Genomic DNA, 23,851 nt, shown 5'->3' with positions numbered 1-23,851 from the left:
TCTTACTGCGGCAAAACAGCGGCAAAGCCCGGAACATGGGCCTGGATCGCGCTCAGCAGCTCTTCCTTGCTGAAAGGCTTGGTCAAAAACTGGTCGGAGCCGACAATGCGCCCCTTGGCCTTGTCGAACAGCCCGTCCTTGGACGACAGCATAATCACTGGCGTGCACTTGAATGCACTGTTGTTCTTGATTAACGCGCAGGTCTGATAGCCATCCAGGCGCGGCATCATGATGTCGACAAAGATGATGCCGGGGTGGTGATCGACGATCTTGGCCAACGCATCGAACCCGTCGATGGCCGTGATGACCTCACAACCCACATTCTTGAGCAGTGTTTCGGCGGTGCGGCGAATCGTCTTCGAATCGTCGATCACCATGACCTTCAAGGCGCTGGGTTGCTGTTCCATAGTTGCTCTACCGTCGCCTTTAGGAATCTATTTGTCCATCTGCGGGGCGTCGAGGACTCGAAACCCTTGATGTTCAAGGGCCGGCACGACATGGCAGCCTTTTTAGCACAGTCTCCAAATCCAATCTATCGGCCGGCCCCGGCAGTGGTTTTTCCTTGACCGGGAACACACTCAGCGCCACTCTGACGCCACTTTTATACGGTCCTTTGTAGGAGCGAGCATGCCCGCGATGGTCGTCAACGATGACGCGTACTGGCTGGATGAGCGCGGCGTTCTGAAGTCCATCGCGAGCATGCTCGCTCCTACAAGGTCGCCATAGCCCCCCAATTTCGAGGAATAACCCATGAGCGTTCGTGTCGGGATTGTCATGGATCCTATCGCCAGCATCTCCTATAAAAAGGATAGCTCGCTGGCCATGCTGCTGGCCGCACAGAAACGCGGCTGGGAACTGTTCTACATGGAGCAGCGCGACCTGTACCAGGCCGAAGGCCAGGCACGGGCGCGGATGCGCCCGCTGAAAGTGTTCGCCAACCCGGAAAAATGGTTCGAGCTGGAAGCCGAGCAGGACAACCTGCTGAGCGACCTGGACGTGATCCTGATGCGCAAGGATCCGCCTTTCGACATGGAATTCGTCTATACCACCTATTTGCTGGAACAGGCCGAGAATGCTGGCGTACTGGTGGTCAACAAGCCGCAAAGCCTGCGTGACTGCAACGAAAAACTGTTCGCCACGCTGTTTCCGCAGTGCACGCCTCCGACCATCGTCAGCCGTCGCCCTGACGTATTGCGTGAATTCGCCGACCATCATGGCGATGTGATTCTCAAGCCACTCGACGGCATGGGCGGGTCCTCGATCTTCCGTCACACCGCCGGCCACCCGAACCTGTCGGTGATCCTCGAAACCCTGACCCTGCACGGCCAGCAGCAAATCATGATCCAGGGCTACCTGCCGGCCATCGTCGATGGCGACAAACGCATCCTGATGATCGACGGCGAGCCGGTGGACTACTGCCTGGCGCGCATTCCTGCTGCCGGCGAAACCCGTGGCAACCTTGCAGCCGGTGGCCGCGGCGAAGCCCGTCCATTGACCGAGAAGGATCGCTGGATTGCGGCGCAAGTCGGTCCGACCCTGCGCGAAAAAGGCCTGCTGTTCGTCGGCCTCGATGTGATCGGCGAGCACCTGACCGAAATCAACGTCACCAGCCCGACCTGCATTCGCGAAATCGACAATGCCTTCGGCACCGATATTGGCGGCATGTTAATGGATGCCATCGATCAGAAGCTCAAGGCCCGTTGATAAGCCAAACCAACATTGCGTTATCATGCGCGGCCTGTGAAAACGCGATGTTGGTTTCCTTGTCATGACCCTCCCGTCCGATCTGCCCCCCGAACTCGCCCACCACGGCGTGCGCCCGGCCGATCGCCTCGGTTTTACCCTGTTCCTGGCGGCGCTGATCCACCTGGCATTACTGCTGGGTGTCGGTTTCACAATGGTCGAGCCCAAGCAGATCAGCAAAACCCTGGAAATCACCCTCGCCACCTTCAAAAGCGAAAAGAAACCGGAAAAGGCTGACTTCCTCGCCCAGGAAAACCAGCAAGGCAGCGGCACCCTGGACAAGAAGGCCATCCCCAAGACCACCGAGATCGCGCCTTTCCAGGACAACAAGGTACAAAAAGTCACGCCACCGCCCGCCGCCAAGCCAGAACAGAAGGATGCCCCGCCCAAGGCAGCCGTGACCACCGTCGCACCCAAGCCAAAGAAAGCCCCGACAAAAACGGAGGAGCCCAAGCCCGTCACCAAACCTGTGGTGGCGGCACCGACATTCGACAGCGAACAGCTGTCCAGCGACATCGCCAGCCTCGAAGCCGAACTGGCCCAAGAACAACAGTTGTACGCCAAGCGCCCGCGCATCCACCGCCTGAGCGCCGCCTCGACCATGCGCGACAAGGGCGCCTGGTATAAAGACGAGTGGCGTAAAAAAGTCGAGCGCATCGGCAACCTCAATTACCCTGACGAAGCCCGGCGCAAGCAGATCTACGGCAACTTGCGCCTGATGGTCTCGATCAACCGCGATGGCTCGCTGTATGAGGTGCTGGTACTGGAGTCGTCCGGACAACCGCTGCTGGACCAGGCGGCCCAGCGCATCGTGCGCCTGGCAGCGCCGTTCGCCCCCTTTACCGGGGACCTGTCGGACATCGATCGCCTGGAAATCATCCGCACGTGGAAATTTGCACGCGGCGACCGCCTCTCCAGTAACTGACCAGCACCCCTTGTAGGAGCGAGCATGTCGAATCGTCGCACCGTCGCGATGGTCGTCAACGATAACGCGGGAAACCTGATACCCCGAGGGGTTTTCAGGTTTTTCGCGAGCATGCTCGCTCCTACAGGGAATCGTGTCAGATTTGCATCCCCAGCTTGTCAGTTCGTCCCTCCAACGCCACACTAGCGTTCATGAAAAACGTCAGCCCCAGCTACCTCAAGCATCACTTCCTGATCGCCATGCCTCACATGGTCGACCCGAACTTTGCGCACACCTTGACCTACATCGTCGAGCACACGGCCAATGGTGCCATGGGGCTGGTGGTCAACCGTCCGCAGGACCTCAACCTGGCCGATATCCTCGAGCAATTGCGTCCGGACATCGAGCCGCCCGCGCTCTGCCAGCACGTGCCGATCTTCATCGGCGGTCCGGTACAGACCGATCGTGGTTTTGTCCTGCACCCCAAGGGCCAGAGTTTTCAAGCGACCGTTGATCTGGAAGGCGAGCTGTCCCTGTCCACCTCCCAGGACGTGCTGTTCGCCATTGCCGATGGCGTCGGCCCGGCGAAAAGCGTTATCACGCTGGGTTATGCCGGATGGGAAGCCGGGCAACTGGAGGCCGAACTGGCCCAGAACGCCTGGCTGACTTGCCCGTACGACGCCGACATCCTGTTCAACACCAGCAGCGAGCTGCGCCTGGAAGCGGCAGCCAAGCACCTGGGCGTCAATCTCAGCCTGCTCACCAGCCAGGCGGGGCACGCCTGATGGCCCTGCGGTTGATTCTGGGATTCGACTACGGCACCAAGCAGATCGGCGTTGCGGTTGGCCAGGTCATTACCGGCCAGGCCCGCGAGCTGTGCACCTTGAAGGCACAAAATGGTATTCCCGACTGGGATCAGGTAGAAGCGCTGATCAAGGAGTGGAAACCCGACGCCGTGGTGGTCGGCCTGCCGCTGAACATGGACGGCACACCCAGCGACATGTGCGCCCGCGCGGAAAAATTCGCCCGACGCCTGAACGGTCGCTTCAACCTGCCCTTCTATACCCACGATGAACGCCTGACCACCTTCGAAGCCAAGGGCGAACGCCTGGCCCGGGGCGGACAGAAAGGCAGCTACCGCGATAACCCGGTGGATGCCATCGCCGCCGCCCTGCTGCTGCAAGGCTGGCTCGACGAGAACAGCGCATTGTTCCAATCCTAATCCTGAAGAGCCGTCACCCGTCTCTTTTAGCTACAACCCGAGCCACCTCCCGCAACGATCCGGCTCGGGCCCAAGAAGGAGCAACCATGAGCCTGCCCAATCCCGCCGAACTGATCAGCCAGATGGCGACTGATCTCAAGGCACACCTGGAACACCGTGGCATCAGCGAACCGCGCTACATCGGCATTCGTACCGGTGGCGTGTGGGTTGCCCAGGCCCTGCTCAAGGAGCTGGGCAGCGCCGAACCGCTTGGCACACTGGACGTGTCCTTCTACCGCGACGACTTCAGCCAGAACGGCCTGCACCCGCAAGTGCGGCCGTCGGCCCTGCCGTTTGAGATCGAAGGCCAACACCTGGTGCTGATCGACGACGTGTTGATGAGCGGGCGGACCATCCGCGCCGCCCTGAACGAACTGTTTGACTACGGCCGCCCGGCCAGCGTGACCCTGGTATGCCTGCTGGACCTGGATGCCGGTGAACTGCCGATCCGCCCCAACGTACTGGGCGCGACCTTGTCCCTGGCAGCCCACGAGCGGGTGAAACTGTCGGGGCCGGAACTCAAGCTCGAACTGCAAGACCTCGCCCTTTAATTCGCCCTATTGAGAGTCCCCCTCGCGATGACGCCTCTAGATACCAAGCGCCCGCTGCAGCTCAATGATCAGGGCCAGCTGCGCCACTTCCTCTCGCTCGACGGTTTGCGCCGCGAGCTGCTGACGGAAATCCTCGACACCGCCGACTCGTTCCTCGAAGTTGGCGCCCGGGCAGTGAAGAAAGTCCCGTTGCTGCGCGGCAAGACCGTGTGCAACGTATTCTTCGAAAACTCCACCCGCACCCGCACCACCTTCGAACTGGCGGCCCAGCGGCTGTCGGCGGACGTGATCACCCTGAACGTGTCGACATCGTCGGCAAGCAAGGGCGAAACCCTGCTCGACACGCTGCGCAACCTGGAGGCCATGGCCGCCGACATGTTCGTCGTGCGCCACGGTGATTCCGGCGCTGCACACTTCATCGCCGAACATGTTTGCCCACAGGTGGCGATCATCAACGGCGGCGACGGCCGTCACGCTCACCCGACCCAGGGCATGCTCGACATGCTCACCATCCGCCGGCACAAGGGCGGCTTCGAAAACCTTTCGGTGGCCATCGTCGGCGACATCCTGCACTCGCGGGTTGCACGCTCGAACATGCTGGCCCTGAAAACCCTGGGTTGCCCGGACATCCGCGTGATTGCGCCGAAGACCCTGCTGCCGATCGGCATCGAGCAATACGGCGTGAAGGTCTACACCGACATGACCGAAGGCCTCAAAGACGTCGACGTGGTGATCATGCTGCGCCTGCAGCGTGAGCGTATGACCGGCGGCCTGCTGCCGAGCGAGGGCGAGTTCTACCGCCTGTTCGGCCTGACCACCGCGCGCCTGGCTGGCGCCAAACCCGATGCCATCGTCATGCACCCGGGGCCGATCAACCGAGGGGTGGAAATCGAATCGGCGGTAGCCGACGGTCCACACTCGGTGATCCTCAACCAAGTGACCTACGGCATCGCGATTCGCATGGCCGTCCTGTCCATGGCCATGAGCGGTCAGACTGCGCAACGCCAATTCGAGCAGGAGAACGTTCAGTGAAGCTCAGCATTCTCGGGGCCCGCGTCATCGATCCGGCCAGCGGCCTGGATCAAGTCACCGATATCCACATTGAAGCCTGCAAGATCGTCGCCATTGGCGCCGCCCCAGCCGGTTTTGTCGCTGTCGACACCCTCGATGCCAAAGGCCTGGTGGCCGCCCCTGGCCTGGTCGACCTCAATGTCGCCCTGCGTGAACCGGGCTACAGCCGCAAAGGTTCGATTACCAGCGAAACCCGCGCCGCCGCTGCCGGTGGCGTGACCAGCCTGTGCTGCCCGCCAAAGACCAAACCGGTGCTGGACACCTCGGCCGTGGCCGAGCTGATCCTCGACCGCGCCCGCGAAGCCGGTAACGCTAAAGTGTTCCCGATCGGCGCACTGAGCAAAGGCCTGGACGGCGAACAGCTTGCAGAGCTGGTTGCCTTGCGCGATGCCGGCTGCGTGGCCTTCGGCAACGGCCTGGAGAGCTTCCGCAACACCCGCACCTTGTGCCGGGCACTGGATTACGCGGCCACCTTCGATCTCACGGTGATCTTCAACTCCCAGGACCACGACCTGGCGGAAGGCGGCCTGGCTCATGAAGGACCGACCGCGAGCTTCCTCGGCCTGCCGGGCATTCCGGAAACCGCTGAAACCGTGGCCCTCGCCAGGGACTTGCTGCTGGTCGAACAGACGGGCGTGCGTGCGCATTTCAGCCAGCTGACCAGCGCACGTGGTGTAGCGCTGATCGCCCAAGCCCAGCAACGCGGCCTGAAGGTCACGGCGGATGTCGCCCTGTACCAGTTGATACTGACCGACGAAGCGCTGATCGATTTCAGCAGCCTCTATCACGTGCAGCCGCCGCTGCGCACCCGCGCCGACCGTGAGGGTTTGCGCGCAGCCGTGAAGTCCGGCGTGGTCTCGGCCATTTCCAGCCATCACCAACCCCACGAACGGGACGCCAAACTGGCACCGTTCGGGGCTACCGAGCCCGGCATCAGCAGTGTTGAACTGCTGCTGCCGCTGGCGATGACACTGGTGGAAGACGGCTTGCTCGACCTGCCGACGCTGCTGGCGCGACTCAGTGCCGGCCCTGCGGAGGCCTTGCGCCTGCCAGCGGGCAAGCTGGCGGTGGGCGGCGCAGCGGATATCGTGCTATTCGACCCTGCAGCCTCGACCGTGGCCGGGGAGACCTGGCTGTCCAAAGGCGAGAACTGCCCATTCATTGGCCACAGCCTCCCGGGTGTGGTGCGCTACACCCTGGTGGATGGCCGGATCAGCCACCAGGCTTAAAACCGCGTCGCCTGCATTCGCGAGCAGGCTCGCTCCCACAAGGACCGCATCAATCCTGTGGGAGCGAGCCTGCTCGCGAAGACTTACTGGAAGGCGCCTCTGTTCTGCGCGTTGCGAATGGACACCTGGTCATTCAGCGTCCAGAAGTCATACAACACCCCCAGAAAGAACAACCCACCCGTCACCAGGTACAGCAACCCGCTGATCCACTTCCCCTGATACATCCGGTGCACGCCGAACACCCCAAGAAACGTCAGCAGAATCCACGCCACGTTGTATTCAATCGGTCCAGCAGTAAATCGCAGGTCTGCTTCACGGTCCATGGCCGGAATCAGGAACAGGTCGATCAACCAGCCAATCCCCAGCAAACCGAAGGTGAAGAACCAGATCGTCCCGGTCACCGGCTTGCCGTAATAAAAGCGATGGGCACCGGTAAATCCAAAAATCCACAGCAGGTAACCAATCACCTTGCTGTGCGTGTCCTGATGCGGGACGGGGGGTTGATAGGTGTTCATGGATGACCTCGATTCACGCGATAGATAAATATTCTTTAAATCTTTGTGACTTTTTTACGAGCAGCCGACGTATGGCAAATGCTACCGTCACTCTCGCCAAACCCTTATAGCACCTGACTTCTGTCGGACAATCGCGTCAATTTACCGCTTATTTGGTTCCGTTAGACCCCGATGGAATCGACCAACGGCCTCAGAATGCCAAAAAAAGCTGTTATAAAGTTGCGCGCTAACACATACGAGCCCTGCCTAATGCGTCCATTTTTCAAGACATGGCTAACCATTTGCCTATTATTGCCACTGGCCGCCCACGCCACCAATCGTGAGCAACGTCTTCCGAACGTTAATGGTTACACCCCAAAATCCCATGCGGCTGCTCCTTCGAGCAAAAGCAAGAAATCGGTAAAGCTGGCTCCACAGCTGGCCAGCAAGAGCAGCCTGGTGCCGCCAATGGCGACCCGGGAAAGCAGCAACGTGCTGAGCCGCGCCGTTAACGTCCTGGGTACACCGTACCGTTGGGGCGGCAGCAGCCCGAGCAAAGGCTTCGACTGCAGCGGCCTGGTGAAATACGCGTTCAACGACGCCACGTTTGACCTGCCACGCACCTCCAATGCCATGGCCAGCGGCCACGGCGAGAAAGTCGATCGCAACGACTTGAAGCCCGGCGACCTGATTTTCTTCAACATCAAGAGTCGTCGAGTCAATCACGTTGCCATCTATTTGGGCAACGACCGCTTCATCCACGCGCCACGCCGTGGCAAGTCGGTGAGCATCGACACCCTGAAGAAACCGTACTGGGAAAAACACTACGTCGTGGCCAAGCGGGTTCTGCCGAAAGACCAGAAAGCGTTGCAGGTTGTTCAGCGCTAACCTGAAGCAAGATCAAAAGATCGCAGCCTGCGGCAGCTCCTACACAGGGACTCGCGTTTCCCTGTAGGAGCTGCCGCAGGCTGCGATCTTTTGCTTTAAACGCCATCAGAAATTATCCGGCGACCGCGCCTTCTCCCGCGCCTGCTCGCGACTGACCAAGCCCTTGGTCACCAGGTCCCTCAGGCCCATATCCAGCGTCTGCATCCCCAGCGACCCGCCCGCCTGAATCGACGAATACATCTGTGCCACCTTGTCTTCACGGATCAGGTTACGGATTGCCGATGTCCCGAGCATGATCTCGTGGGCTGCGACCCGCCCTCCCCCGATCTTCTTGACCAGGGTCTGGGACACCACCGCCAGCAATGACTCGGAAAGCATCGAACGCACCATCGACTTCTCGTCCCCGGGGAACACGTCGATGATCCGGTCGATGGTTTTCGCCGCCGAGGTCGTGTGCAGCGTGCCGAACACCAAATGGCCAGTCTCGGCGGCGGTCAATGCCAGGCGGATGGTTTCCAGGTCACGCATTTCCCCCACCAGGATCACGTCCGGGTCTTCGCGCAGGGCCGAACGCAAGGCGGTGGCGAAACTGCGGGTATCACGATGAACTTCACGCTGATTGATCAGGCATTTGCGCGATTCGTGAACGAACTCGATAGGGTCTTCGATAGTGAGGATGTGGTGATGGCGGTGGTTGTTCAGATAATCGATCATCGCTGCCAAGGTGGTGGACTTGCCGGACCCCGTCGGGCCTGTCACCAGGACCAGGCCACGCGGCGCGTCGGTCATCTTGCGGAACACCTCGCCCATGCCCAGCTCTTCCATACTCTGGACCCTGGACGGGATCGTGCGGAAAACCGCTCCAGCGCCTCGACTCTGATTGAAGGCATTGACCCGGAATCGCGCGACGCCGGGCACCTCAAAGGAAAAGTCGGTTTCCAGGTGCTTCTCAAAGGCCACCCGCTGGGTGTCGTTCATGATGTCGTAGATCAGTGCCTGCACCTCCTTGTGCTCCAGGGCCGGCAAGTTGATGCGCCGCACATCGCCATCGACACGGATCATTGGCGGCAGGCCTGCCGACAAATGCAGGTCGGATGCGCCTTGTTTGGCGCTGAACGCCAGCAACTCAGTGATATCCATAGCACCCCTCAATTCCAGTAGAATGCCGCCAACCTCAGACCGCTGGCGCCTCTTGAATGTCCACGATAGCAGACAACATTGAACGGGTTGGTTCACGTATTCGTGCCGCCGCCCTCGCCGCCCACCGCGATGAAAACAGCGTCCAGTTGCTGGCCGTCAGCAAGACCAAACCCGCCCAGGCGCTGCGTGAAGCCTATGCCGCGGGCCTGCGCGATTTTGGCGAGAACTACCTGCAGGAGGCATTGGGCAAGCAGGCGGAACTGACCGACCTGCCCTTGATCTGGCACTTCATCGGCCCCATTCAATCGAACAAGACTCGCGCAATCGCCGAGCACTTCGCCTGGGTGCATTCCGTGGATCGCCTGAAAATTGCGCAACGCCTGTCCGAACAACGCCCCGCCGATCTGCCGCCCTTGAACATCTGCATCCAGGTCAACGTCAGCGGTGAAGCCAGCAAGTCCGGCTGCACACCGGAGGACCTGCCGGCCTTGGCCAATGCCATCAGCGCCTTGCCGCGCCTGAAGTTGCGCGGGCTGATGGCAATTCCCGAACCGACCGAAGATCGTGCTGCCCAGGATGCCGCTTTTGCTGCCGTGCAAAGCTTGCAGGCCAGCCTGAACTTGCCACTCGACACACTTTCCATGGGGATGAGCCACGACCTTGAGTCAGCTATCGCCCAAGGTGCCACTTGGGTCCGTGTCGGTACGGCCCTGTTTGGCGCCAGAGATTACGGTCAACCTTGACCCCCTTCATAAGGACCTGACATGAGCAAGACACGTATTGCCTTTATCGGTGCCGGCAACATGGCCGCCAGCCTGATCGGCGGCCTGCGGGCCAAAGGCCTGGAAGCGGCGCAGATCCGCGCCAGCGATCCGGGAGAAGAAACCCGAGCCCGCGTGAGCGCCGAACACGGCATCGAAGTATTCGCCGACAATGCCCAGGCCATCGAGGGCGCCGATGTGGTCGTGCTGGCGGTCAAGCCCCAGGCGATGAAGGCTGTCTGTGAAGCCCTTCGCCCAAGCCTGAAACCCGGGCAACTGGTGGTATCGATTGCCGCCGGCATCACCTGCGCCAGCATGAACAACTGGCTCGGCGCCCAGCCGATCGTGCGCTGCATGCCCAACACGCCGGCGCTGCTGCGTCAGGGCGTGAGCGGCCTGTTCGCCACCAATCAGGTGACCGCCGAACAGCGCCAGCAAGCTCAAGAGCTGCTATCGGCGGTTGGTGTTGCCCTGTGGCTGGACGAGGAACAACAGCTGGATGCGGTCACCGCCGTTTCCGGCTCGGGCCCTGCGTACTTTTTCCTGCTGATCGAAGCCATGACCGCCGCCGGCGTGAAACTCGGCCTGCCGGCAGACATCGCCGCGCAACTGACCCTGCAAACCGCCTTGGGCGCCGCCCACATGGCGGTGTCCAGCGACGTAGACGCCGCCGAGCTGCGTCGCCGCGTCACTTCGCCTGCCGGCACGACCGAAGCCGCGATCAAATCGTTCCAGGCCAATGGCTTCGAAGCACTGGTCGAAAAAGCCCTGGGCGCCGCCGCGCATCGTTCGGCCGAGATGGCTGAGCAACTCGGTCGCTAATCAGCACTTAATAAGGAATCAACAATGCTCGGACTCAATGACGCTGCCATTTTTGTGATCCAGACCTTGGGCAGCCTGTATCTTTTGATCGTGTTGCTGCGTTTCATCCTGCAATTGGTGCGGGCGAACTTCTACAACCCGCTCTGCCAATTCGCCGTCAAGGCCACGCAACCCCTGCTAAAGCCGCTGCGCCGGGTTATCCCGAGCATGTTCGGGCTGGACATGTCCTCGCTGGTGCTGGCCCTGATCGTGCAAATGGTGCTGTTCGCGGTCATCCTGCTGCTCAGTGGTTACTCGGTCGATGTACTGTTCCTGGCCCCCTGGGCGCTGATCGGCATCTTCGCGCTGTTTTTGAAGATCCTGTTCTGGGCAATGATCATCAGCGTGATTCTGTCCTGGGTCGCTCCGGGAAGCCACAATCCAGGCGCAGAACTGGTCCAGCAGATCACTGAACCGGTGCTCGCGCCGTTCCGCCGGATCATTCCGAACCTGGGCGGCCTCGACATCTCGCCGATCTTCGCCTTCATCGCACTGCAGTTGCTGCAGAGCTGGCTGATTCCGCGCCTGGCTTACTACGCGCTGATGCCAAAAGAACTGTTTGGCCTGATCTGATCCTGCTGCACGACGGTGATCGTTCCCACGCTCTGCGTGGGAATGCCTCAACGGACGCTCCGCGTCCGGCTCTGGATGTGACGCGGAGCGTCACGGGCTGCATTCCCACGCAGAGCGTGGGAACGATCATCTCGGCTAGTCGCTTGCTGCTATGGGCAGCGGTCTTTAGACTTACGCCTCATTTCAACGAGAGCAGGGTCGATGCCAGCTGCCTTTCCCCCCGATTCTGTTGGTCTGGTGACGCCGCAAGTGGCGCACTTCAGCGAACCCCTGGCGTTGGCCTGCGGCCGTTCGCTCGCGGCCTATGACCTGGTCTACGAGACCTACGGCACCCTGAACGCCACGGCGAGCAACGCCGTGCTGATCTGCCACGCCTTGTCCGGCCACCACCATGCCGCCGGCTATCACAGCCCCGACGACCGTAAACCCGGTTGGTGGGACAGCTGCATCGGCCCCGGCAAGCCCATCGACACCAACAAGTTCTTCGTGGTCAGCCTGAACAACCTCGGCGGCTGCAATGGCTCCACCGGCCCGAGCAGCATCAACCCGGAGACAGGCAAGCCGTTCGGTGCCGATTTCCCGGTGCTAACCGTTGAAGATTGGGTGCACAGCCAGGCACGCCTGGCGGACCGGCTGGGCATCGCGCAATTCGCCGCTGTGATCGGCGGCAGCCTCGGCGGCATGCAGGCGATGCAATGGAGCATCACCTACCCTGATCGCATCCGCCACTGCCTGGCCATCGCCTCGGCACCCAAGCTGTCGGCGCAAAATATCGCCTTCAACGAAGTAGCACGCCAGGCAATCCTCACCGATCCGGAGTTCCACGGCGGTTCGTTCCAGGAACGAGGCGTGATCCCCAAGCGCGGGCTGATGCTGGCGCGCATGGTTGGGCACATCACCTACCTGTCCGACGACTCCATGGGCGAGAAATTCGGGCGCGGCCTGAAAAGCGAGAAGCTCAACTACGATTTCCACAGCGTCGAGTTCCAGGTGGAAAGCTACCTGCGCTATCAGGGTGAGGAGTTTTCCGGGCGTTTCGACGCCAACACCTACCTGTTGATGACCAAGGCCCTGGACTACTTCGATCCGGCGGCCAACTTCGACGATGACCTGGCGAAAACCTTCGCCAACGCCACCGCCAAGTTTTGCGTGATGTCGTTCACCACCGACTGGCGTTTTTCCCCTGCCCGCTCGCGGGAACTGGTGGACGCACTGATGGCCGCACGCAAGGATGTCTGCTACCTGGAAATCGACGCGCCGCAAGGTCACGACGCCTTCCTGATTCCGATTCCGCGCTACTTGCAGGCGTTCGGCAATTACATGAACCGCATTACGTTGTGAGATAGCCATGAGAGCTGATCTGGAAATCATCCAGGAATGGATCCCCGCGGGCAGCCGCGTGCTCGACCTCGGTTGCGGCAACGGCGAACTGCTGACCTGGCTGCGCGACAACAAACAGGTCACCGGCTATGGCCTGGAAAACGACGCGGATAACATTGCCGAGTGCGTGGCCAAGGGCATCAACGTTATCGAGCAGGACCTGGACAAGGGCCTGGGCAACTTCGCCAGCAACAGCTTCGACATCGTGGTCATGACCCAGGCGCTGCAAGCGGTGCACTACCCGGACAAGATCCTCGACGAAATGCTGCGCGTCGGTCGCCAGTGCATCATCACGTTCCCGAATTTTGGTCACTGGCGCTGCCGCTGGTACTTGGCGAGCAAGGGCCGGATGCCGGTTTCCGAGTTCCTGCCCTACACCTGGTACAACACGCCGAACATCCACTTCTGCACCTTCGCCGACTTTGAAGCCTTGTGTCTCGAACGTGAAGCCAAGGTCATTGATCGGCTGGCAGTGGATCAACAGCATCGGCACGGGTGGGCCAGTAAGCTTTGGCCTAATCTGTTAGGTGAGATCGGTATATACCGCGTCAGCAGCCCGGGGCTTGCAGACCACAAGGTTGCAGTCTGAATCACCACATTTCGAGGAGAACGATCATGGGTCGTCTAGCGCTGCTTCTTCTTACTGCTTGCCTGAGCTTCACGGCCATGGCCGCCGATGCGATCAAAGGTGATCGTCAGGAAAAATTCGGCGACGTGACAGTGCACTACAACACCTTCAACTCCACGTTCCTGACGCCGGACATCGCCAAGGCCGCGGAGCTAACCCGTAGCAAGAATCAGGGCGTGATCAACATTTCCGTGCTCAAGGACGGCAAGCCGCAGATGGCCCAAGTCAGCGGCACGGTCAAGGATCTGACCAGCCAAAGCGTGCCACTGAATTTCAGGCAGATTACCGAGCAAGGCGCGATCTACTACATCGCCCAATACCCGGTCCCGCAGCAGGAAACCCGCACCTTTGAGATCAAGGTGCAGACCGGTGACAAAATCAACACCATCAATTTCAACCAAGAGCTCTTCCCCGGCGAATGATCAACTTCACGCAACTCGTACTGGCCAGCCATAACGCCGGCAAACTCAAGGAACTCCAGGCCATGCTCGGCGAATCGGTGCAGCTGCGCTCGATCGGCGAGTTCAGCAGCGTGGAGCCTGAAGAAACCGGTCTGTCGTTCGTTGAGAACGCCATCCTCAAGGCCCGCAATGCCGCGCGCATTTCCGGCCTGCCGGCCCTGGCGGACGATTCCGGGCTGGCGGTGGATTTCCTTGGCGGTGCGCCAGGCATCTACTCGGCGCGTTATGCCGATGGCAAGGGCGATGCGGCGAACAACGCCAAGCTGCTCGATGTGTTGAAAGACGTGCCTGAAGCTGAACGTGGCGCGCAATTCGTCTGCGTGCTGGCGCTGGTACGGCATGCCGACGATCCGCTGCCGATTCTCTGCGAAGGCCTGTGGCACGGACGCATCCTGACCCAGGCCAGCGGCGAGCACGGTTTCGGCTACGACCCTTTGTTCTGGGTGCCGGAGCGTGATTGCTCCAGCGCCGAGCTCAATCCGGGCGACAAGAACCAGATCAGCCACCGCGCCCGTGCAATGGATCTGCTGCGCCAGCGACTGGGCTTGAAATGACCCGTGAATCCTCCGCGTCGTCGCTAATCTTCGGCGGCGCCGCGCAATCGCCTCGGGCCGTCCTGCCTGTGCTGCCGCCCCTGGCGCTGTACATCCACATCCCGTGGTGCGTACGTAAGTGCCCTTATTGCGACTTCAACTCCCACACCGCCAGCCCCGTGCTCCCGGAAGAAGAGTATGTCGACGCATTACTGGCTGACCTCGATCAGGACCTGCACGCTGTCTACGGCCGTGAGCTGAGCTCGATCTTTTTCGGTGGCGGCACGCCCAGCCTGTTCAGTGCCCAGGCCTTAGGTCGCCTGCTCAAAGGCGTGGAACAACGCATTGCCTTTGCCAGCGACATCGAGATCACTCTGGAAGCCAATCCAGGGACCTTCGAACAAGAGAAGTTCATCGCCTACCGAGCGCTGGGCATCAATCGGCTGTCGATTGGCATCCAGAGTTTCCAGCAAGAAAAACTCAATGCCTTGGGTCGTATCCACAACGGTGATGAGGCCGTACGCGCCGCCGGCATGGCTCGTCAAGCGGGGTTCGATAACTTCAACCTTGACTTGATGCATGGCTTGCCCGATCAATCGCTGGAAGACGCCCTGAGCGACTTGCGCCAAGCCATCGCCCTGAAGCCGACCCACCTCTCCTGGTATCAGCTGACCCTGGAGCCGAACACCGTATTCTGGAACCAGCCCCCGACGCTGCCGGAAGACGACACCCTATGGGATATCCAGGAAGCCGGGCAGGCGCTGTTGGCTGAACACGGTTACGCGCAGTATGAAGTCTCGGCTTATGCCCAGCCGGGTCGCCCGGCTCGGCATAACCTCAATTACTGGAGCTTTGGCGACTTCATCGGCATCGGTGCCGGTGCCCACGGCAAGCTCAGCCATCCGGACGGACGCATTATCCGCACCTGGAAGACCCGCCTGCCGAAGGACTACCTGAACCCGAAAAAGCGCTTCCAGGCTGGCGAAAAAGCGTTGAGCAATGAAGAAATGCCGTTTGAGTTCCTGATGAACGCCCTGCGCCTGACCGCAGGTGTCGAGGCGCGGCTTTATCCGGAACGCACTGGAATGACCCTGGAAAGCCTCACCGAAAGCCGTCGCGAAGCCGAACAAAGCGGCCTGTTGCAGGTCGAACCGTCACGTCTGGCGGCTACCGAGCGCGGACAACTCTTCCTCAACGACTTGCTGCAGAAATTTCTGACATAAGGAAATCGAATGGATTTGGTACTCGACCTGCTCGCCACCGCGTCTCGCTGGAGCCGCAGCAATCTCTCGGAAATCGCCCTCGCCCTGGTAGGTTGCCTGCTGGTGCTGTTCGGTGCGGATTTCAAAGGCTGGGTCGAGCAACGCCTGGGCAGCATCGCCGGCGCCTTGCGCGTACCACTGATGTCGTTGCTATGCATGGTGGGTAGCGGTGCGGCGCTGATCTACGCCACGCCGTGGATCGTCAAGGGCTTGAGCCAATTCAACAATTACAGCCTGGCGCCGGTGTTGCTGGTGGTGCTGGTGCTTATCGGCGTAGTCGCCGACCGCCGCTGACTCCCTGGTCATTGATCGTTCCCACGCTCTGCGTGGGAATGCCTCAACGGACGCTCCGCGTTCGGCTTTAGAGGGGACGCAGAGCGTCCCGGGCTGCATTCCCACGCAGAGCGTGGGAACGATCAGTACAGACTCAGTCGATCAGGACTGCTTTTCGAACTTCAGATCCCACACGCCATGCCCAAGACGTTCGCCACGGCGTTCGAACTTGGTGATTGGGCGCTCGGCCGGGCGTGGCACGCACTTGCCGTCTTCGGCGAGGTTGCGGTAACCCGGTGCGACGTTCATCACTTCCAGCATGTACTCGGCGTACGGTTCCCAGTCGGTGGCCATGTGCAGGATACCGCCGACCTTCAACTTGCTACGCACCAGTTCGGCGAAGGACGCCTGGACGATACGACGCTTGTGGTGACGGCTCTTGTGCCATGGGTCCGGGAAAAACAGCATCAGGCGATCAAGGCTGTTATCGGCCACGCAGCGGTTGAGCACTTCGATGGCATCGCAATCGTAGACCCGCAGGTTGGTCAAACCCTGGGTCAATACGCCATTGAGTAGCGCGCCAACACCTGGACGGTGAACCTCGACGCCGATGAAATCCTGCTCCGGCGAAGCCGCGGCCATTTCCAGCAGCGAATGTCCCATGCCGAAGCCGATCTCCAGCGAACGCGGTGCCGAGCGACCGAACACCTGGTCGAAGTCCACCGGCGCGTCGGCCAGGGGCAGCACGAACAGCGGCGCACCCTGCTCCAGGCCACGTTGCTGGCCTTCGGTCATGCGCCCGGCGCGCATCACGAAACTCTTGATGCGGCGGTGTTGGCGCTCGTCGCCTTCTTCCGTCTGGATTGGCGTGTCGTTCGATTCAGTCATCAAAGGCTCTTACTTGATCAGACCATCCAGCGGCGAAGAGGCGCTGGCATAGAGTTTTTTCGGCATGCGGCCGGCGAGGTAGGCCAGGCGGCCTGCGACGATCGCGTGTTTCATGGCTTCCGCCATCATGATCGGCTGCTGGGCGTGAGCGATGGCCGAGTTCATCAGCACCGCATCGCAGCCCAGTTCCATGGCGATAGTGGCGTCGGAAGCGGTACCGACACCGGCATCCACCAGCACCGGGATTTTTGCTTCTTCGAGGATGATCTGCAGGTTGTACGGGTTGCAGATCCCCAGGCCAGAACCGATCAGGCCGGCAAGCGGCATCACCGCGATGCAGCCGATTTCCGCCAGTTGACGGGCGATGATCGGGTCGTCGCTGGTGTAGACCATCACGTCGAAGCCTTCCTTGACCAGCGTTTCGGCGGCCTTGAGGGTTTCGATCACGTTGGGGAACAGGGTTTTCTGGTCGGCCAGCACTTCCAGCTTGACCAGATTGTGGCCGTCGAGCAGCTCACGGGCCAGACGGCAGGTGCGCACGGCTTCGATGGCGTCGTAGCAACCGGCGGTGTTTGGCAGGAAGGTATAGCGATCCGGCGACAGCACTTCGAGCAGGTTCGGCTCGCCTTCAATCTGGCCCAGGTTGGTGCGGCGCACGGCGAAGGTGACGATCTCGGCACCCGAGGCCTCGATGGCCTGACGGGTTTCTTCCATGTCACGGTACTTGCCGGTACCCACCAGCAAACGCGACTGGTAAGTACGACCGGCCAGAACAAAAGGCTTGTCGCTGCGAACGATGCTCATGGGGAATCCTCTTTAAGGGTGAGGGTCTTGCAGAATTCTGTGCCCTTGCAGGCCGGGCGACTAGCCGCCGCCGATGGCGTGCACGACTTCGACATTGTCACCGTCGTTGAGCGTGGTATCGGCATGCTGGCTGCGCGGGACGATATCCAGATTGAGTTCGACCGCCACCCGGCGTCCGGTCAGGTCCAGACGGGTCAGCAGGGCCGCAACGGTTTCACCGTCGGGCAGTTCAAAGGATTCGCCGTTCAACTGAATGCGCATGTCGAATGCCGCCATCATTTTTTGGGGCTGGCATTCTAGCCCGATCATGACCTAAAGGTCAGCAACAAGCGTCAAGCGGTCAACGGCAAGCGCCAGGCGGCAAGGCCCAGGCAAAGCCAGCCGATCAGGAACGCCAGGCCACCGAACGGGGTGATGATGCCCAGCTTGCTGACTCCCGTCAGCGTCAGCACGTACAGGCTGCCGGAGAACAGCACAATGCCGATGGCAAAGGATGCGCCGGCCCAGGTAACGAGGCGACCCGGGATCTGCGTAGCCAGCAACGCCACGCCCAGCAATGCCAGGGTGTGCACCAGTTGATAGGTGACGCCGGTATGGAAAATTGCCAGGTATTCGGCGCTCAGGCGGTTTTTCAGGCCGTGGGCGGCAAACGCCCCGAGACCGACACCGGTGAAGCCGAAAAAAGCGGCCAGCATCAAAAAGCCACGCAGCATGAAGAACTCCAGTCAGTCTCGATCCACAGGGTCTGTATAATGGCCCGCTCAACGGGTTCGGCCAAGCCATCTCTATGCTGCGTATCTATTTCCGTCGTTTCGCCAAGGCCGTGCTCTGGTTCATGGGTGCCAGTGTAGTGTTGGTGCTGATTTTCCGCGTGGTGCCGCCGCCCGGGACAATGCTGATGGTCGAGCGCAAGATCGAATCCTGGTTCGATGGCGAGCCCATCGACCTGCAACGTACCTGGAAACCTTGGGATGAAATCTCCGACGACCTTAAAGTCGCGGTGATTGCCGGTGAGGACCAGAAATTTCCCGAGCATTGGGGCTTTGACTTCGGCGCGATCCAGAAAGCACTGGCCCACAACGAGCTCGGCGGCACCATCCGGGGTGCCAGCACCCTGAGCCAGCAGGTGTCGAAAAACCTGTTCCTGTGGTCCGGCCGCAGTTGGCTGCGCAAAGGCCTGGAAGCCTGGTTTACCGGGTTGATCGAAGTGTTCTGGCCCAAGCAGCGGATTCTTGAGGTGTACCTCAACAGCGTCGAGTGGGATGACGGGGTGTTTGGGGCAGAGGCGGCGGCCAGGCACCACTTTGGCATCAGCGCAAAAGGTCTCAGTCGCCAGCAATCGAGCTTGCTGGCGGCCGTATTACCGAATCCGCGAGTATGGAGTGCCAGCCATCCAACCGCTTACGTGGCACGGCGTGCGGGCTGGATTCGGCGGCAGATGAGTCAGTTGGGTGGAGACAGCTACCTGGTGGGGCTCAATGATTCGCGTCGGGCACCTTGGGAACAATAGACGATCACGATTTTTTCGGACACTGATGCCCCCCACTGTGGGAGCGAGCCTGCTCGCGAAAGCGATTGATCATTCAAATTTGTGCTGGCTGACTTGACGCTTTCGCGAGCAGGCTCGCTCCCACATTGGTTTGGCAGTGCGGTAGATTCATTGGCAGCACCAACAAAAACGCCCCGATCAATGACCGGGGCGTTTTTTATTGCCTTTCGCGCGGGTTACGCGGCGATGGACAGTTTGAGCTTGTTCATCGCGCTCTTCTCGAGCTGGCGAATACGCTCGGCCGACACGTTGTACTTCTGTGCCAGGTCGTGCAGCGTGGACTTTTCTTCTGCCAGCCAGCGCTGGTAGAGGATGTCGCGGCTGCGGTCGTCCAGCACTTCGAGCGCTTCGTGCAGGTTGTGGTTGGAATTGTCGCTCCAGTCGGCATCTTCCAGCTGACGGGCCGGGTCGTACCGGTGGTCTTCCAGATAGTTGGCCGGTGACTGGAAGGCACTGTCGTCATCGGCTTCGGCCGCCGGGTCGAAGGCCATGTCGTGACCGGTCAGGCGACTTTCCATCTCGCGCACTTCCCGCGGCTCCACCCCGAGGCTTTCCGCCACACGGTGGACTTCCTCGTTGTTCAGCCACGCCAGGCGTTTTTTCTGGCTGCGCAGGTTGAAGAACAGCTTGCGCTGGGCCTTGGTGGTCGCGACTTTCACGATCCGCCAGTTACGCAGGATGAATTCGTGGATCTCCGCCTTGATCCAGTGCACGGCAAAGGACACCAGGCGCACACCCATTTCCGGGTTGAAGCGCTTCACGGCCTTCATCAGGCCGACGTTACCTTCCTGAATCAGGTCAGCCTGGGCCAGGCCGTAGCCGGAATAGCTACGGGCGATATGTACGACAAAACGCAGGTGGGCGAGCACCATCTGCCGAGCCGCCTCAAGATCCTGCTCATAATAGAGACTCTCGGCCAGTTCACGCTCCTGCTCCGGCGTCAGCAATGGAATGCTGTTGACGGTGTGCACATAGGCCTCCAGGTTCGCACCCGGGACCAGAGCATATGCAGGCTGCAAAGAATTGGTCATACGAAAAAACCTCCCACTTACATACTCGTGCCATTGGCACTGCGAAAATTGACCGGAAACCGAAAGACAAGTTCCCTTAAAAACTGCAAGGTCAATACGCGCAAAAAAGATTCTACTTCGGCGCCAGCTCCCTGAGATGACGTGCGACTGCAATCCATGCACCGATATAACCCAACAGCACCGCGCCAAGCAAGAGAGACAGACCGTCGGCAACCGGTACGCCGGCCAGTGCGAAATCACTGCCGTACAACCCGGCCAAGCCGACCACCGCATCGTTCAGCCAGTTCAGGCCGAACGCCAATACGCCCCAGGAAAGAATCCCCGCACCGAAACCATACAGCGCTCCCATGTATAGAAAGGGTCTGCGCACATAGCTGTCAGTGCCGCCTACGAGTTTAATCACTTCTATCTCTGTGCGGCGGTTTTCAATATGAAGACGAATGGTATTGCCTATCACCAAAAGTAATGCAGAAACCAGAAGCACGGTCAGACCGAAGACAAATCGGTCGCCCAGCTTGAGGATGGCTGCTAGACGCTCGACCCAGACTAGATCAAGCTGCGCCTGTTGTACCTTCGGCAGTTCGGAAAGTTTTTGTCTTAATGCTTCAAGAGCTGGCTTGTCGACCTCGGTCGGCGTTACCAATACCACGCCAGGCAGCGGGTTTTCTGGCAGTTCCTTGAGCGCCTCGCCCAGTCCCGACTGCTGCTGGAACTCTTCCAGCGCCTGGTCCCGACCAACGTATTCGGCATCGGCCACCCCAGGGATACCCTTGATCTGTTCGCGCAGCGCCTCGCCATCCGTCGCGCTGGCCTCGAGTTGCAGGTACAGGGAGATCTGCGCCGCGCGTTGCCAGGAACCACCAAGGCGCTCAACGTTACTTAGCAAAAGTGACAGGCCCATGGGCAAACTCAAGGCAACCGCCATCACCATGCAGGTGAAAAAGCTGCCGATGGGCTGCTTGCCCAGGCGACGCAAGCTGTCGAGCAGGCTGGCGCGATGACTTTCGATCCAGGCGCGCAACAGCGTGGCGAAATCCGGGCCATCATCGTCGTCGTGTTTTTTCTTCTGCGGTTGCGGGTCGGCGGCCTTGGGGGCCACGCGCTCGGAAACCTTTGGACTGCGAGTAGCGCTCATTCGCCGGCCTCCCCATCGCCGATCAATCGGCCGCGTTGCAGCGTCAGCATGCGATGGCGCATGCGCGCAATCAGGGCCAGGTCGTGGCTGGCGATCAGCACGCTGGTGCCCAGGCGGTTGATGTCTTCGAACACACCCATGATTTCCGCCGCCAGACGCGGGTCGAGGTTGCCGGTCGGTTCGTCCGCCAGCAGCAGGGCCGGGCGATGGACGATCGCACGGGCGATGCCGACGCGCTGTTGCTGACCGGTGGACAAGTCGCCGGGATACAGGTCGGTCTTGTCCGACAGCGCCACGCGTTCCAGGGCCGAGTCCACGCGCTTGGCGATTTCGGCCTTGGACAAACCGAGGATCTGCAACGGCAGCGCGACGTTATTGAACACCGTGCGATCGAATAGCAGTTGGTGGTTCTGGAACACCACGCCGATCTGCCGACGCAGGAATGGAATCTGTGCGTTGCTGATGGTGCTCAGGTCTTGCCCAGCCAGCAGCAGCTTGCCGCTGGTCGGACGCTCCATGGCCAGCAACAGTCGCAGCAAGGTGCTCTTGCCGGCACCGGAATGGCCCGTTACAAACAAAAATTCGCCCCGACGGACTCGAAAGCTCAGCTCATGCAAGCCGACGTGACCGTTCGGGTAGCGTTTACCGACCTGTTCGAAACGAATCATGAACGCTCCCGTTCGGCAAACAGTGCCTGGACAAAGGGTTCAGCTTCAAAAGTGCGCAAATCGTCGATGCCCTCACCGACGCCGATGTAGCGGATCGGCAGGCCAAACTGCTTGGCCAGGGCGAAAATCACCCCGCCCTTGGCGGTCCCGTCGAGCTTGGTCAGCGCCAGGCCGGTCAGTTCGACGGTCTGGTTGAATTGCTTGGCCTGGTTGATGGCGTTCTGCCCCGTGCCGGCATCGAGCACCAGCAACACCTCGTGCGGCGCGTCGGCATCGAGCTTGCCGATCACCCGGCGAACCTTTTTCAGCTCTTCCATCAGGTTGTCTTTGGTGTGCAGGCGACCGGCGGTGTCGGCGATCAGCACATCGATGCCACGGGCCTTGGCGGCCTGGACGGCGTCGAAGATCACCGAAGCCGAATCGGCCCCGGTGTGCTGGGCGATGACTGGAATCTTGTTGCGCTCGCCCCAGACCTGCAATTGCTCGACCGCGGCAGCGCGGAAGGTGTCGCCGGCGGCCAGCATGACTTTCTTGCCTTCCAGCTGCAGTTTCTTCGCCAGCTTGCCGATCGTGGTGGTCTTACCGGCGCCGTTGACGCCCACCACCAGGATCACGAAAGGCTTGTTCTGCGAGGTGATTTTCAGCGGTTGCTCGACGGGCTTGAGCATGGCCGCCAGCTCGGCTTGCAGGGATTTGTACAGCGCATCGGCATCGGCCAGTTCCTTGCGCGCGACCTTCTGGGTCAGGCGCTGGATGATCACTGACGTAGCCTCGACACCAACGTCGGCGGTCAGCAGGCGGGTTTCGAGGTCATCGAGCAGTTCGTCATCGATGGCTTTCCTGCCCAGGAACAGGCTGGCCATGCCTTCGCCGATGCTGGCACTGGTCTTGGACAGGCCTTGCTTGAGGCGGGCGAAGAAACCGGCTTTGGTTTCTTCGGTGCGTACCGGCTCGACTGGAACTTCGATAGGGGCAGCGACAACAGGAGCAATAACAGGTGCAGGTGCAGGTGCAGGTGCAGGTGCAGGTGCAGGTGCAGGTGCAGGTGCAGGTGCAGGTGCAGGCTCTGGCGCCTGGACAATCGGTGCAACCGGCGGGACAAATGCAGCGACCGCGGGTGGCGGTGCAGCCTCGACGACGGGCGCAACGACCGGCTCGACCACGGGTGCCTGAACCGGCTCAGGCGCAGAAACCGCCTGCGCCGGAATCGGTGGTGTCACGTGCGGCGCCAAGTCATCTTCGACCAGCGCCACCGGCTCTTCCGCCACTGGCAAGGTCAACCAGGGCTCGGTGACCGGGGTCAGCGGCAATTCGGCGACGACTTCAGTCGCTGTTTCGACAAGCGGTTGCAGCACCGGCTCGGCGATCGGCGACACAACCGGCGCAGGTTCGGCGTTTATTACCGGCGCGGGCGTTGGCTCAGGTAGTGGTTGTGGCTGTTCGACGACGGGTTCCTGCGGCTTTTTGCGCAGCCATCCGAACAGGCTTTTCTTTTCACCAGCCGCAGCTGGGGTCTTCTTGTCGTCGTTGGAACCAAACATGGAGGACGGCTATCTCACGGTAGCGACGCGCCAACGGGCGCCCCGGCAAATGAATATTCGATGCAGAACAGACTGCGATTGACCCAGCTTGTTCATGCGCAACATTTTGTCGAGGTGCAAAAGGCACCCTGCAAAAACGATTTCACTAAGGACTGATGGCGGAAAATCGGCGAAAAAGCAGAGTTTAGTTGATAAACCACAGCTTACTGCCGCAAACCCAAA

General features: G+C 60.6%; 29 protein-coding genes. 18 read left to right on the top strand and 11 right to left on the bottom strand.

Annotation, left to right across the window (positions count from 1 at the left end; genetic code table 11):
* Window positions 1-2: 2 nt before the first annotated feature.
* Window positions 3-407 (bottom strand): twitching motility response regulator PilG, encoded by a 405-nt coding sequence (gene pilG / locus PG5_RS11995; RefSeq protein WP_020797386.1) that lies wholly within the window; start codon window positions 405-407, stop codon window positions 3-5.
* Window positions 408-750: 343 nt separating this feature from the next.
* Here pilG and gshB point away from each other — a divergent pair, with 343 nt between their 5' ends.
* The 7 genes from gshB (at window position 751) to PG5_RS11960 (ending at window position 6,759) form a co-directional block, all read left to right on the top strand.
* On the top strand, window positions 751-1,704 hold the full coding sequence (gene gshB / locus PG5_RS11990) for a glutathione synthase (protein ID WP_020797384.1): 954 nt from the start codon (window positions 751-753) through the stop codon (window positions 1,702-1,704).
* A 64-nt stretch (window positions 1,705-1,768) separates the two neighbouring features.
* Window positions 1,769-2,668, top strand: a complete 900-nt coding sequence (locus tag PG5_RS11985) for an energy transducer TonB (protein ID WP_020797383.1) — start codon at window positions 1,769-1,771, stop codon at window positions 2,666-2,668.
* 191 nt (window positions 2,669-2,859) lie between these two features.
* Window positions 2,860-3,432, top strand: coding sequence for a YqgE/AlgH family protein (locus tag PG5_RS11980; protein ID WP_008063482.1), 573 nt, complete (start codon window positions 2,860-2,862; stop codon window positions 3,430-3,432).
* Window positions 3,432-3,869 (top strand): Holliday junction resolvase RuvX, encoded by a 438-nt coding sequence (gene ruvX / locus PG5_RS11975; protein WP_020797382.1) that lies wholly within the window; start codon window positions 3,432-3,434, stop codon window positions 3,867-3,869. Before PG5_RS11980 ends, ruvX begins: the two co-directional genes overlap by 1 nt.
* Window positions 3,870-3,955: 86 nt before the next feature.
* Window positions 3,956-4,459: a bifunctional pyr operon transcriptional regulator/uracil phosphoribosyltransferase PyrR gene (pyrR, locus tag PG5_RS11970; RefSeq protein ID WP_020797381.1), complete on the top strand. Its 504-nt coding sequence runs from the start codon at window positions 3,956-3,958 to the stop codon at window positions 4,457-4,459.
* Between the two features lie 27 nt (window positions 4,460-4,486).
* A complete protein-coding gene (locus tag PG5_RS11965) occupies window positions 4,487-5,491 on the top strand; it encodes an aspartate carbamoyltransferase catalytic subunit (protein ID WP_020797380.1) in 1,005 nt (334 codons plus the stop codon).
* Window positions 5,488-6,759 (top strand): dihydroorotase, encoded by a 1,272-nt coding sequence (locus PG5_RS11960; RefSeq protein ID WP_020797379.1) that lies wholly within the window; start codon window positions 5,488-5,490, stop codon window positions 6,757-6,759. The genes PG5_RS11965 and PG5_RS11960 overlap by 4 nt, the downstream gene beginning before the upstream one ends.
* An 83-nt stretch (window positions 6,760-6,842) precedes the next feature.
* On the opposite strand, the gene PG5_RS11955 is transcribed toward PG5_RS11960, so the two are convergent.
* Window positions 6,843-7,274, bottom strand: coding sequence for a TM2 domain-containing protein (locus PG5_RS11955; RefSeq protein WP_042955345.1), 432 nt, complete (start codon window positions 7,272-7,274; stop codon window positions 6,843-6,845).
* Window positions 7,275-7,523: 249 nt separating this feature from the next.
* On the opposite strand from PG5_RS11955, the gene PG5_RS11950 reads away from it, so the two are divergent.
* Window positions 7,524-8,141 carry a C40 family peptidase gene (locus PG5_RS11950; RefSeq protein WP_020797377.1) on the top strand — a complete coding sequence of 206 codons (618 nt, stop codon included), beginning with the start codon at window positions 7,524-7,526 and terminating at the stop codon, window positions 8,139-8,141.
* Window positions 8,142-8,246: 105 nt separating this feature from the next.
* On the opposite strand, the gene PG5_RS11945 is transcribed toward PG5_RS11950, so the two are convergent.
* Window positions 8,247-9,281 carry a type IV pilus twitching motility protein PilT gene (locus tag PG5_RS11945; protein ID WP_020797376.1) on the bottom strand — a complete coding sequence of 345 codons (1,035 nt, stop codon included), beginning with the start codon at window positions 9,279-9,281 and terminating at the stop codon, window positions 8,247-8,249.
* 56 nt (window positions 9,282-9,337) lie between these two features.
* Here PG5_RS11945 and PG5_RS11940 point away from each other — a divergent pair, with 56 nt between their 5' ends.
* The 9 genes from PG5_RS11940 to PG5_RS11900 all read left to right on the top strand — a co-directional run bounded on the left by PG5_RS11940 (window position 9,338) and on the right by PG5_RS11900 (window position 16,034).
* Window positions 9,338-10,024 (top strand): YggS family pyridoxal phosphate-dependent enzyme, encoded by a 687-nt coding sequence (locus PG5_RS11940; protein ID WP_020797375.1) that lies wholly within the window; start codon window positions 9,338-9,340, stop codon window positions 10,022-10,024.
* A 21-nt stretch (window positions 10,025-10,045) separates the two neighbouring features.
* Complete coding sequence (gene proC, locus PG5_RS11935) at window positions 10,046-10,864, top strand: pyrroline-5-carboxylate reductase (protein ID WP_020797374.1); 819 nt, start codon at window positions 10,046-10,048, stop codon at window positions 10,862-10,864.
* A gap of 24 nt (window positions 10,865-10,888) precedes the next feature.
* Complete coding sequence (locus tag PG5_RS11930; protein WP_020797373.1) at window positions 10,889-11,476, top strand: YggT family protein; 588 nt, start codon at window positions 10,889-10,891, stop codon at window positions 11,474-11,476.
* Between the two features lie 201 nt (window positions 11,477-11,677).
* Window positions 11,678-12,817: a homoserine O-acetyltransferase gene (locus PG5_RS11925; RefSeq protein ID WP_020797372.1), complete on the top strand. Its 1,140-nt coding sequence runs from the start codon at window positions 11,678-11,680 to the stop codon at window positions 12,815-12,817.
* A gap of 7 nt (window positions 12,818-12,824) precedes the next feature.
* Window positions 12,825-13,445: a methionine biosynthesis protein MetW gene (gene metW, locus PG5_RS11920; protein WP_008063505.1), complete on the top strand. Its 621-nt coding sequence runs from the start codon at window positions 12,825-12,827 to the stop codon at window positions 13,443-13,445.
* Between the two features lie 26 nt (window positions 13,446-13,471).
* Window positions 13,472-13,906, top strand: a complete 435-nt coding sequence (locus PG5_RS11915) for a DUF4426 domain-containing protein (RefSeq protein WP_020797371.1) — start codon at window positions 13,472-13,474, stop codon at window positions 13,904-13,906.
* Complete coding sequence (rdgB, locus tag PG5_RS11910; protein ID WP_020797370.1) at window positions 13,903-14,499, top strand: RdgB/HAM1 family non-canonical purine NTP pyrophosphatase; 597 nt, start codon at window positions 13,903-13,905, stop codon at window positions 14,497-14,499. The genes PG5_RS11915 and rdgB overlap by 4 nt, the downstream gene beginning before the upstream one ends.
* Window positions 14,496-15,701 carry a radical SAM family heme chaperone HemW gene (gene hemW / locus PG5_RS11905; RefSeq protein WP_042955344.1) on the top strand — a complete coding sequence of 402 codons (1,206 nt, stop codon included), beginning with the start codon at window positions 14,496-14,498 and terminating at the stop codon, window positions 15,699-15,701. Before rdgB ends, hemW begins: the two co-directional genes overlap by 4 nt.
* Before the next feature lie 9 nt (window positions 15,702-15,710).
* A complete protein-coding gene (locus PG5_RS11900; RefSeq protein WP_020797368.1) occupies window positions 15,711-16,034 on the top strand; it encodes a DUF3392 domain-containing protein in 324 nt (107 codons plus the stop codon).
* A 141-nt stretch (window positions 16,035-16,175) separates the two neighbouring features.
* Here the strand turns inward: PG5_RS11900 and trmB are convergent, their stop codons facing one another.
* The 4 genes from trmB to PG5_RS11880 all read right to left on the bottom strand — a co-directional run bounded on the left by trmB (window position 16,176) and on the right by PG5_RS11880 (window position 18,418).
* A complete protein-coding gene (gene trmB / locus PG5_RS11895) occupies window positions 16,176-16,901 on the bottom strand; it encodes a tRNA (guanosine(46)-N7)-methyltransferase TrmB (protein WP_020797367.1) in 726 nt (241 codons plus the stop codon).
* Window positions 16,902-16,910: 9 nt separating this feature from the next.
* Window positions 16,911-17,705, bottom strand: a complete 795-nt coding sequence (locus tag PG5_RS11890; RefSeq protein WP_020797366.1) for a thiazole synthase — start codon at window positions 17,703-17,705, stop codon at window positions 16,911-16,913.
* Window positions 17,706-17,765: 60 nt separating this feature from the next.
* Window positions 17,766-17,966: a sulfur carrier protein ThiS gene (gene thiS / locus PG5_RS11885; RefSeq protein WP_007953386.1), complete on the bottom strand. Its 201-nt coding sequence runs from the start codon at window positions 17,964-17,966 to the stop codon at window positions 17,766-17,768.
* A 71-nt stretch (window positions 17,967-18,037) separates the two neighbouring features.
* Window positions 18,038-18,418 carry a DUF423 domain-containing protein gene (locus tag PG5_RS11880; RefSeq protein ID WP_020797364.1) on the bottom strand — a complete coding sequence of 127 codons (381 nt, stop codon included), beginning with the start codon at window positions 18,416-18,418 and terminating at the stop codon, window positions 18,038-18,040.
* 74 nt (window positions 18,419-18,492) lie between these two features.
* Between PG5_RS11880 and mtgA the strand changes: the two genes are divergently transcribed.
* Window positions 18,493-19,215, top strand: coding sequence for a monofunctional biosynthetic peptidoglycan transglycosylase (gene mtgA / locus PG5_RS11875; RefSeq protein ID WP_020797363.1), 723 nt, complete (start codon window positions 18,493-18,495; stop codon window positions 19,213-19,215).
* Window positions 19,216-19,430: 215 nt separating this feature from the next.
* Here mtgA and rpoH read toward each other — a convergent pair whose 3' ends face one another.
* The 4 genes from rpoH to ftsY form a co-directional block, all read right to left on the bottom strand.
* On the bottom strand, window positions 19,431-20,285 hold the full coding sequence (gene rpoH / locus PG5_RS11870) for an RNA polymerase sigma factor RpoH (RefSeq protein WP_008065085.1): 855 nt from the start codon (window positions 20,283-20,285) through the stop codon (window positions 19,431-19,433).
* Between the two features lie 112 nt (window positions 20,286-20,397).
* Window positions 20,398-21,420, bottom strand: a complete 1,023-nt coding sequence (gene ftsX / locus PG5_RS11865) for a permease-like cell division protein FtsX (protein WP_020797361.1) — start codon at window positions 21,418-21,420, stop codon at window positions 20,398-20,400.
* Complete coding sequence (gene ftsE / locus PG5_RS11860) at window positions 21,417-22,088, bottom strand: cell division ATP-binding protein FtsE (RefSeq protein ID WP_008065082.1); 672 nt, start codon at window positions 22,086-22,088, stop codon at window positions 21,417-21,419. The genes ftsX and ftsE overlap by 4 nt, the downstream gene beginning before the upstream one ends.
* On the bottom strand, window positions 22,085-23,629 hold the full coding sequence (gene ftsY, locus PG5_RS11855; protein ID WP_020797360.1) for a signal recognition particle-docking protein FtsY: 1,545 nt from the start codon (window positions 23,627-23,629) through the stop codon (window positions 22,085-22,087). Before ftsY ends, ftsE begins: the two co-directional genes overlap by 4 nt.
* Between the last annotated feature and the right edge of the window lie 222 nt (window positions 23,630-23,851).

The sequence above is a fragment of the Pseudomonas sp. G5(2012) genome (assembly GCF_000408945.1).
GTDB lineage: Bacteria > Pseudomonadota > Gammaproteobacteria > Pseudomonadales > Pseudomonadaceae > Aquipseudomonas > Aquipseudomonas umsongensis.
Note: the sequence above shows the minus strand (reverse complement) of the source record. Positions and strands in the feature narration are given on the sequence as shown.

Excerpts from the sequence above, each read along its gene's own strand:
- PG5_RS11925 (WP_020797372.1), top strand. The coding sequence starts at position 11,678 with ATGCCAGCTGCCTTTCCCCCCGATTCTGTTGGTCTGGTGACGCCGCAA.
- mtgA (WP_020797363.1), top strand. The coding sequence starts at position 18,493 with ATGCTGCGTATCTATTTCCGTCGTTTCGCCAAGGCCGTGCTCTGGTTC.
- PG5_RS11945 (WP_020797376.1), bottom strand. The coding sequence starts at position 9,281 with ATGGATATCACTGAGTTGCTGGCGTTCAGCGCCAAACAAGGCGCATCC.
- trmB (WP_020797367.1), bottom strand. The coding sequence starts at position 16,901 with ATGACTGAATCGAACGACACGCCAATCCAGACGGAAGAAGGCGACGAG.
- PG5_RS11880 (WP_020797364.1), bottom strand. The coding sequence starts at position 18,418 with ATGCTGCGTGGCTTTTTGATGCTGGCCGCTTTTTTCGGCTTCACCGGT.
- PG5_RS11950 (WP_020797377.1), top strand. The coding sequence starts at position 7,524 with ATGCGTCCATTTTTCAAGACATGGCTAACCATTTGCCTATTATTGCCA.
- rdgB (WP_020797370.1), top strand. The coding sequence starts at position 13,903 with ATGATCAACTTCACGCAACTCGTACTGGCCAGCCATAACGCCGGCAAA.
- ftsY (WP_020797360.1), bottom strand. The coding sequence starts at position 23,629 with ATGTTTGGTTCCAACGACGACAAGAAGACCCCAGCTGCGGCTGGTGAA.
- rpoH (WP_008065085.1), bottom strand. The coding sequence starts at position 20,285 with ATGACCAATTCTTTGCAGCCTGCATATGCTCTGGTCCCGGGTGCGAAC.
- PG5_RS11965 (WP_020797380.1), top strand. The coding sequence starts at position 4,487 with ATGACGCCTCTAGATACCAAGCGCCCGCTGCAGCTCAATGATCAGGGC.
- PG5_RS11915 (WP_020797371.1), top strand. The coding sequence starts at position 13,472 with ATGGGTCGTCTAGCGCTGCTTCTTCTTACTGCTTGCCTGAGCTTCACG.
- proC (WP_020797374.1), top strand. The coding sequence starts at position 10,046 with ATGAGCAAGACACGTATTGCCTTTATCGGTGCCGGCAACATGGCCGCC.
- pilG (WP_020797386.1), bottom strand. The coding sequence starts at position 407 with ATGGAACAGCAACCCAGCGCCTTGAAGGTCATGGTGATCGACGATTCG.
- PG5_RS11985 (WP_020797383.1), top strand. The coding sequence starts at position 1,769 with ATGACCCTCCCGTCCGATCTGCCCCCCGAACTCGCCCACCACGGCGTG.
- PG5_RS11900 (WP_020797368.1), top strand. The coding sequence starts at position 15,711 with ATGGATTTGGTACTCGACCTGCTCGCCACCGCGTCTCGCTGGAGCCGC.
- ruvX (WP_020797382.1), top strand. The coding sequence starts at position 3,432 with ATGGCCCTGCGGTTGATTCTGGGATTCGACTACGGCACCAAGCAGATC.
- pyrR (WP_020797381.1), top strand. The coding sequence starts at position 3,956 with ATGAGCCTGCCCAATCCCGCCGAACTGATCAGCCAGATGGCGACTGAT.
- gshB (WP_020797384.1), top strand. The coding sequence starts at position 751 with ATGAGCGTTCGTGTCGGGATTGTCATGGATCCTATCGCCAGCATCTCC.
- ftsE (WP_008065082.1), bottom strand. The coding sequence starts at position 22,088 with ATGATTCGTTTCGAACAGGTCGGTAAACGCTACCCGAACGGTCACGTC.
- PG5_RS11940 (WP_020797375.1), top strand. The coding sequence starts at position 9,338 with ATGTCCACGATAGCAGACAACATTGAACGGGTTGGTTCACGTATTCGT.
- hemW (WP_042955344.1), top strand. The coding sequence starts at position 14,496 with ATGACCCGTGAATCCTCCGCGTCGTCGCTAATCTTCGGCGGCGCCGCG.
- PG5_RS11890 (WP_020797366.1), bottom strand. The coding sequence starts at position 17,705 with ATGAGCATCGTTCGCAGCGACAAGCCTTTTGTTCTGGCCGGTCGTACT.
- ftsX (WP_020797361.1), bottom strand. The coding sequence starts at position 21,420 with ATGAGCGCTACTCGCAGTCCAAAGGTTTCCGAGCGCGTGGCCCCCAAG.
- PG5_RS11955 (WP_042955345.1), bottom strand. The coding sequence starts at position 7,274 with ATGAACACCTATCAACCCCCCGTCCCGCATCAGGACACGCACAGCAAG.
- PG5_RS11980 (WP_008063482.1), top strand. The coding sequence starts at position 2,860 with ATGAAAAACGTCAGCCCCAGCTACCTCAAGCATCACTTCCTGATCGCC.
- PG5_RS11930 (WP_020797373.1), top strand. The coding sequence starts at position 10,889 with ATGCTCGGACTCAATGACGCTGCCATTTTTGTGATCCAGACCTTGGGC.
- metW (WP_008063505.1), top strand. The coding sequence starts at position 12,825 with ATGAGAGCTGATCTGGAAATCATCCAGGAATGGATCCCCGCGGGCAGC.
- thiS (WP_007953386.1), bottom strand. The coding sequence starts at position 17,966 with ATGCGCATTCAGTTGAACGGCGAATCCTTTGAACTGCCCGACGGTGAA.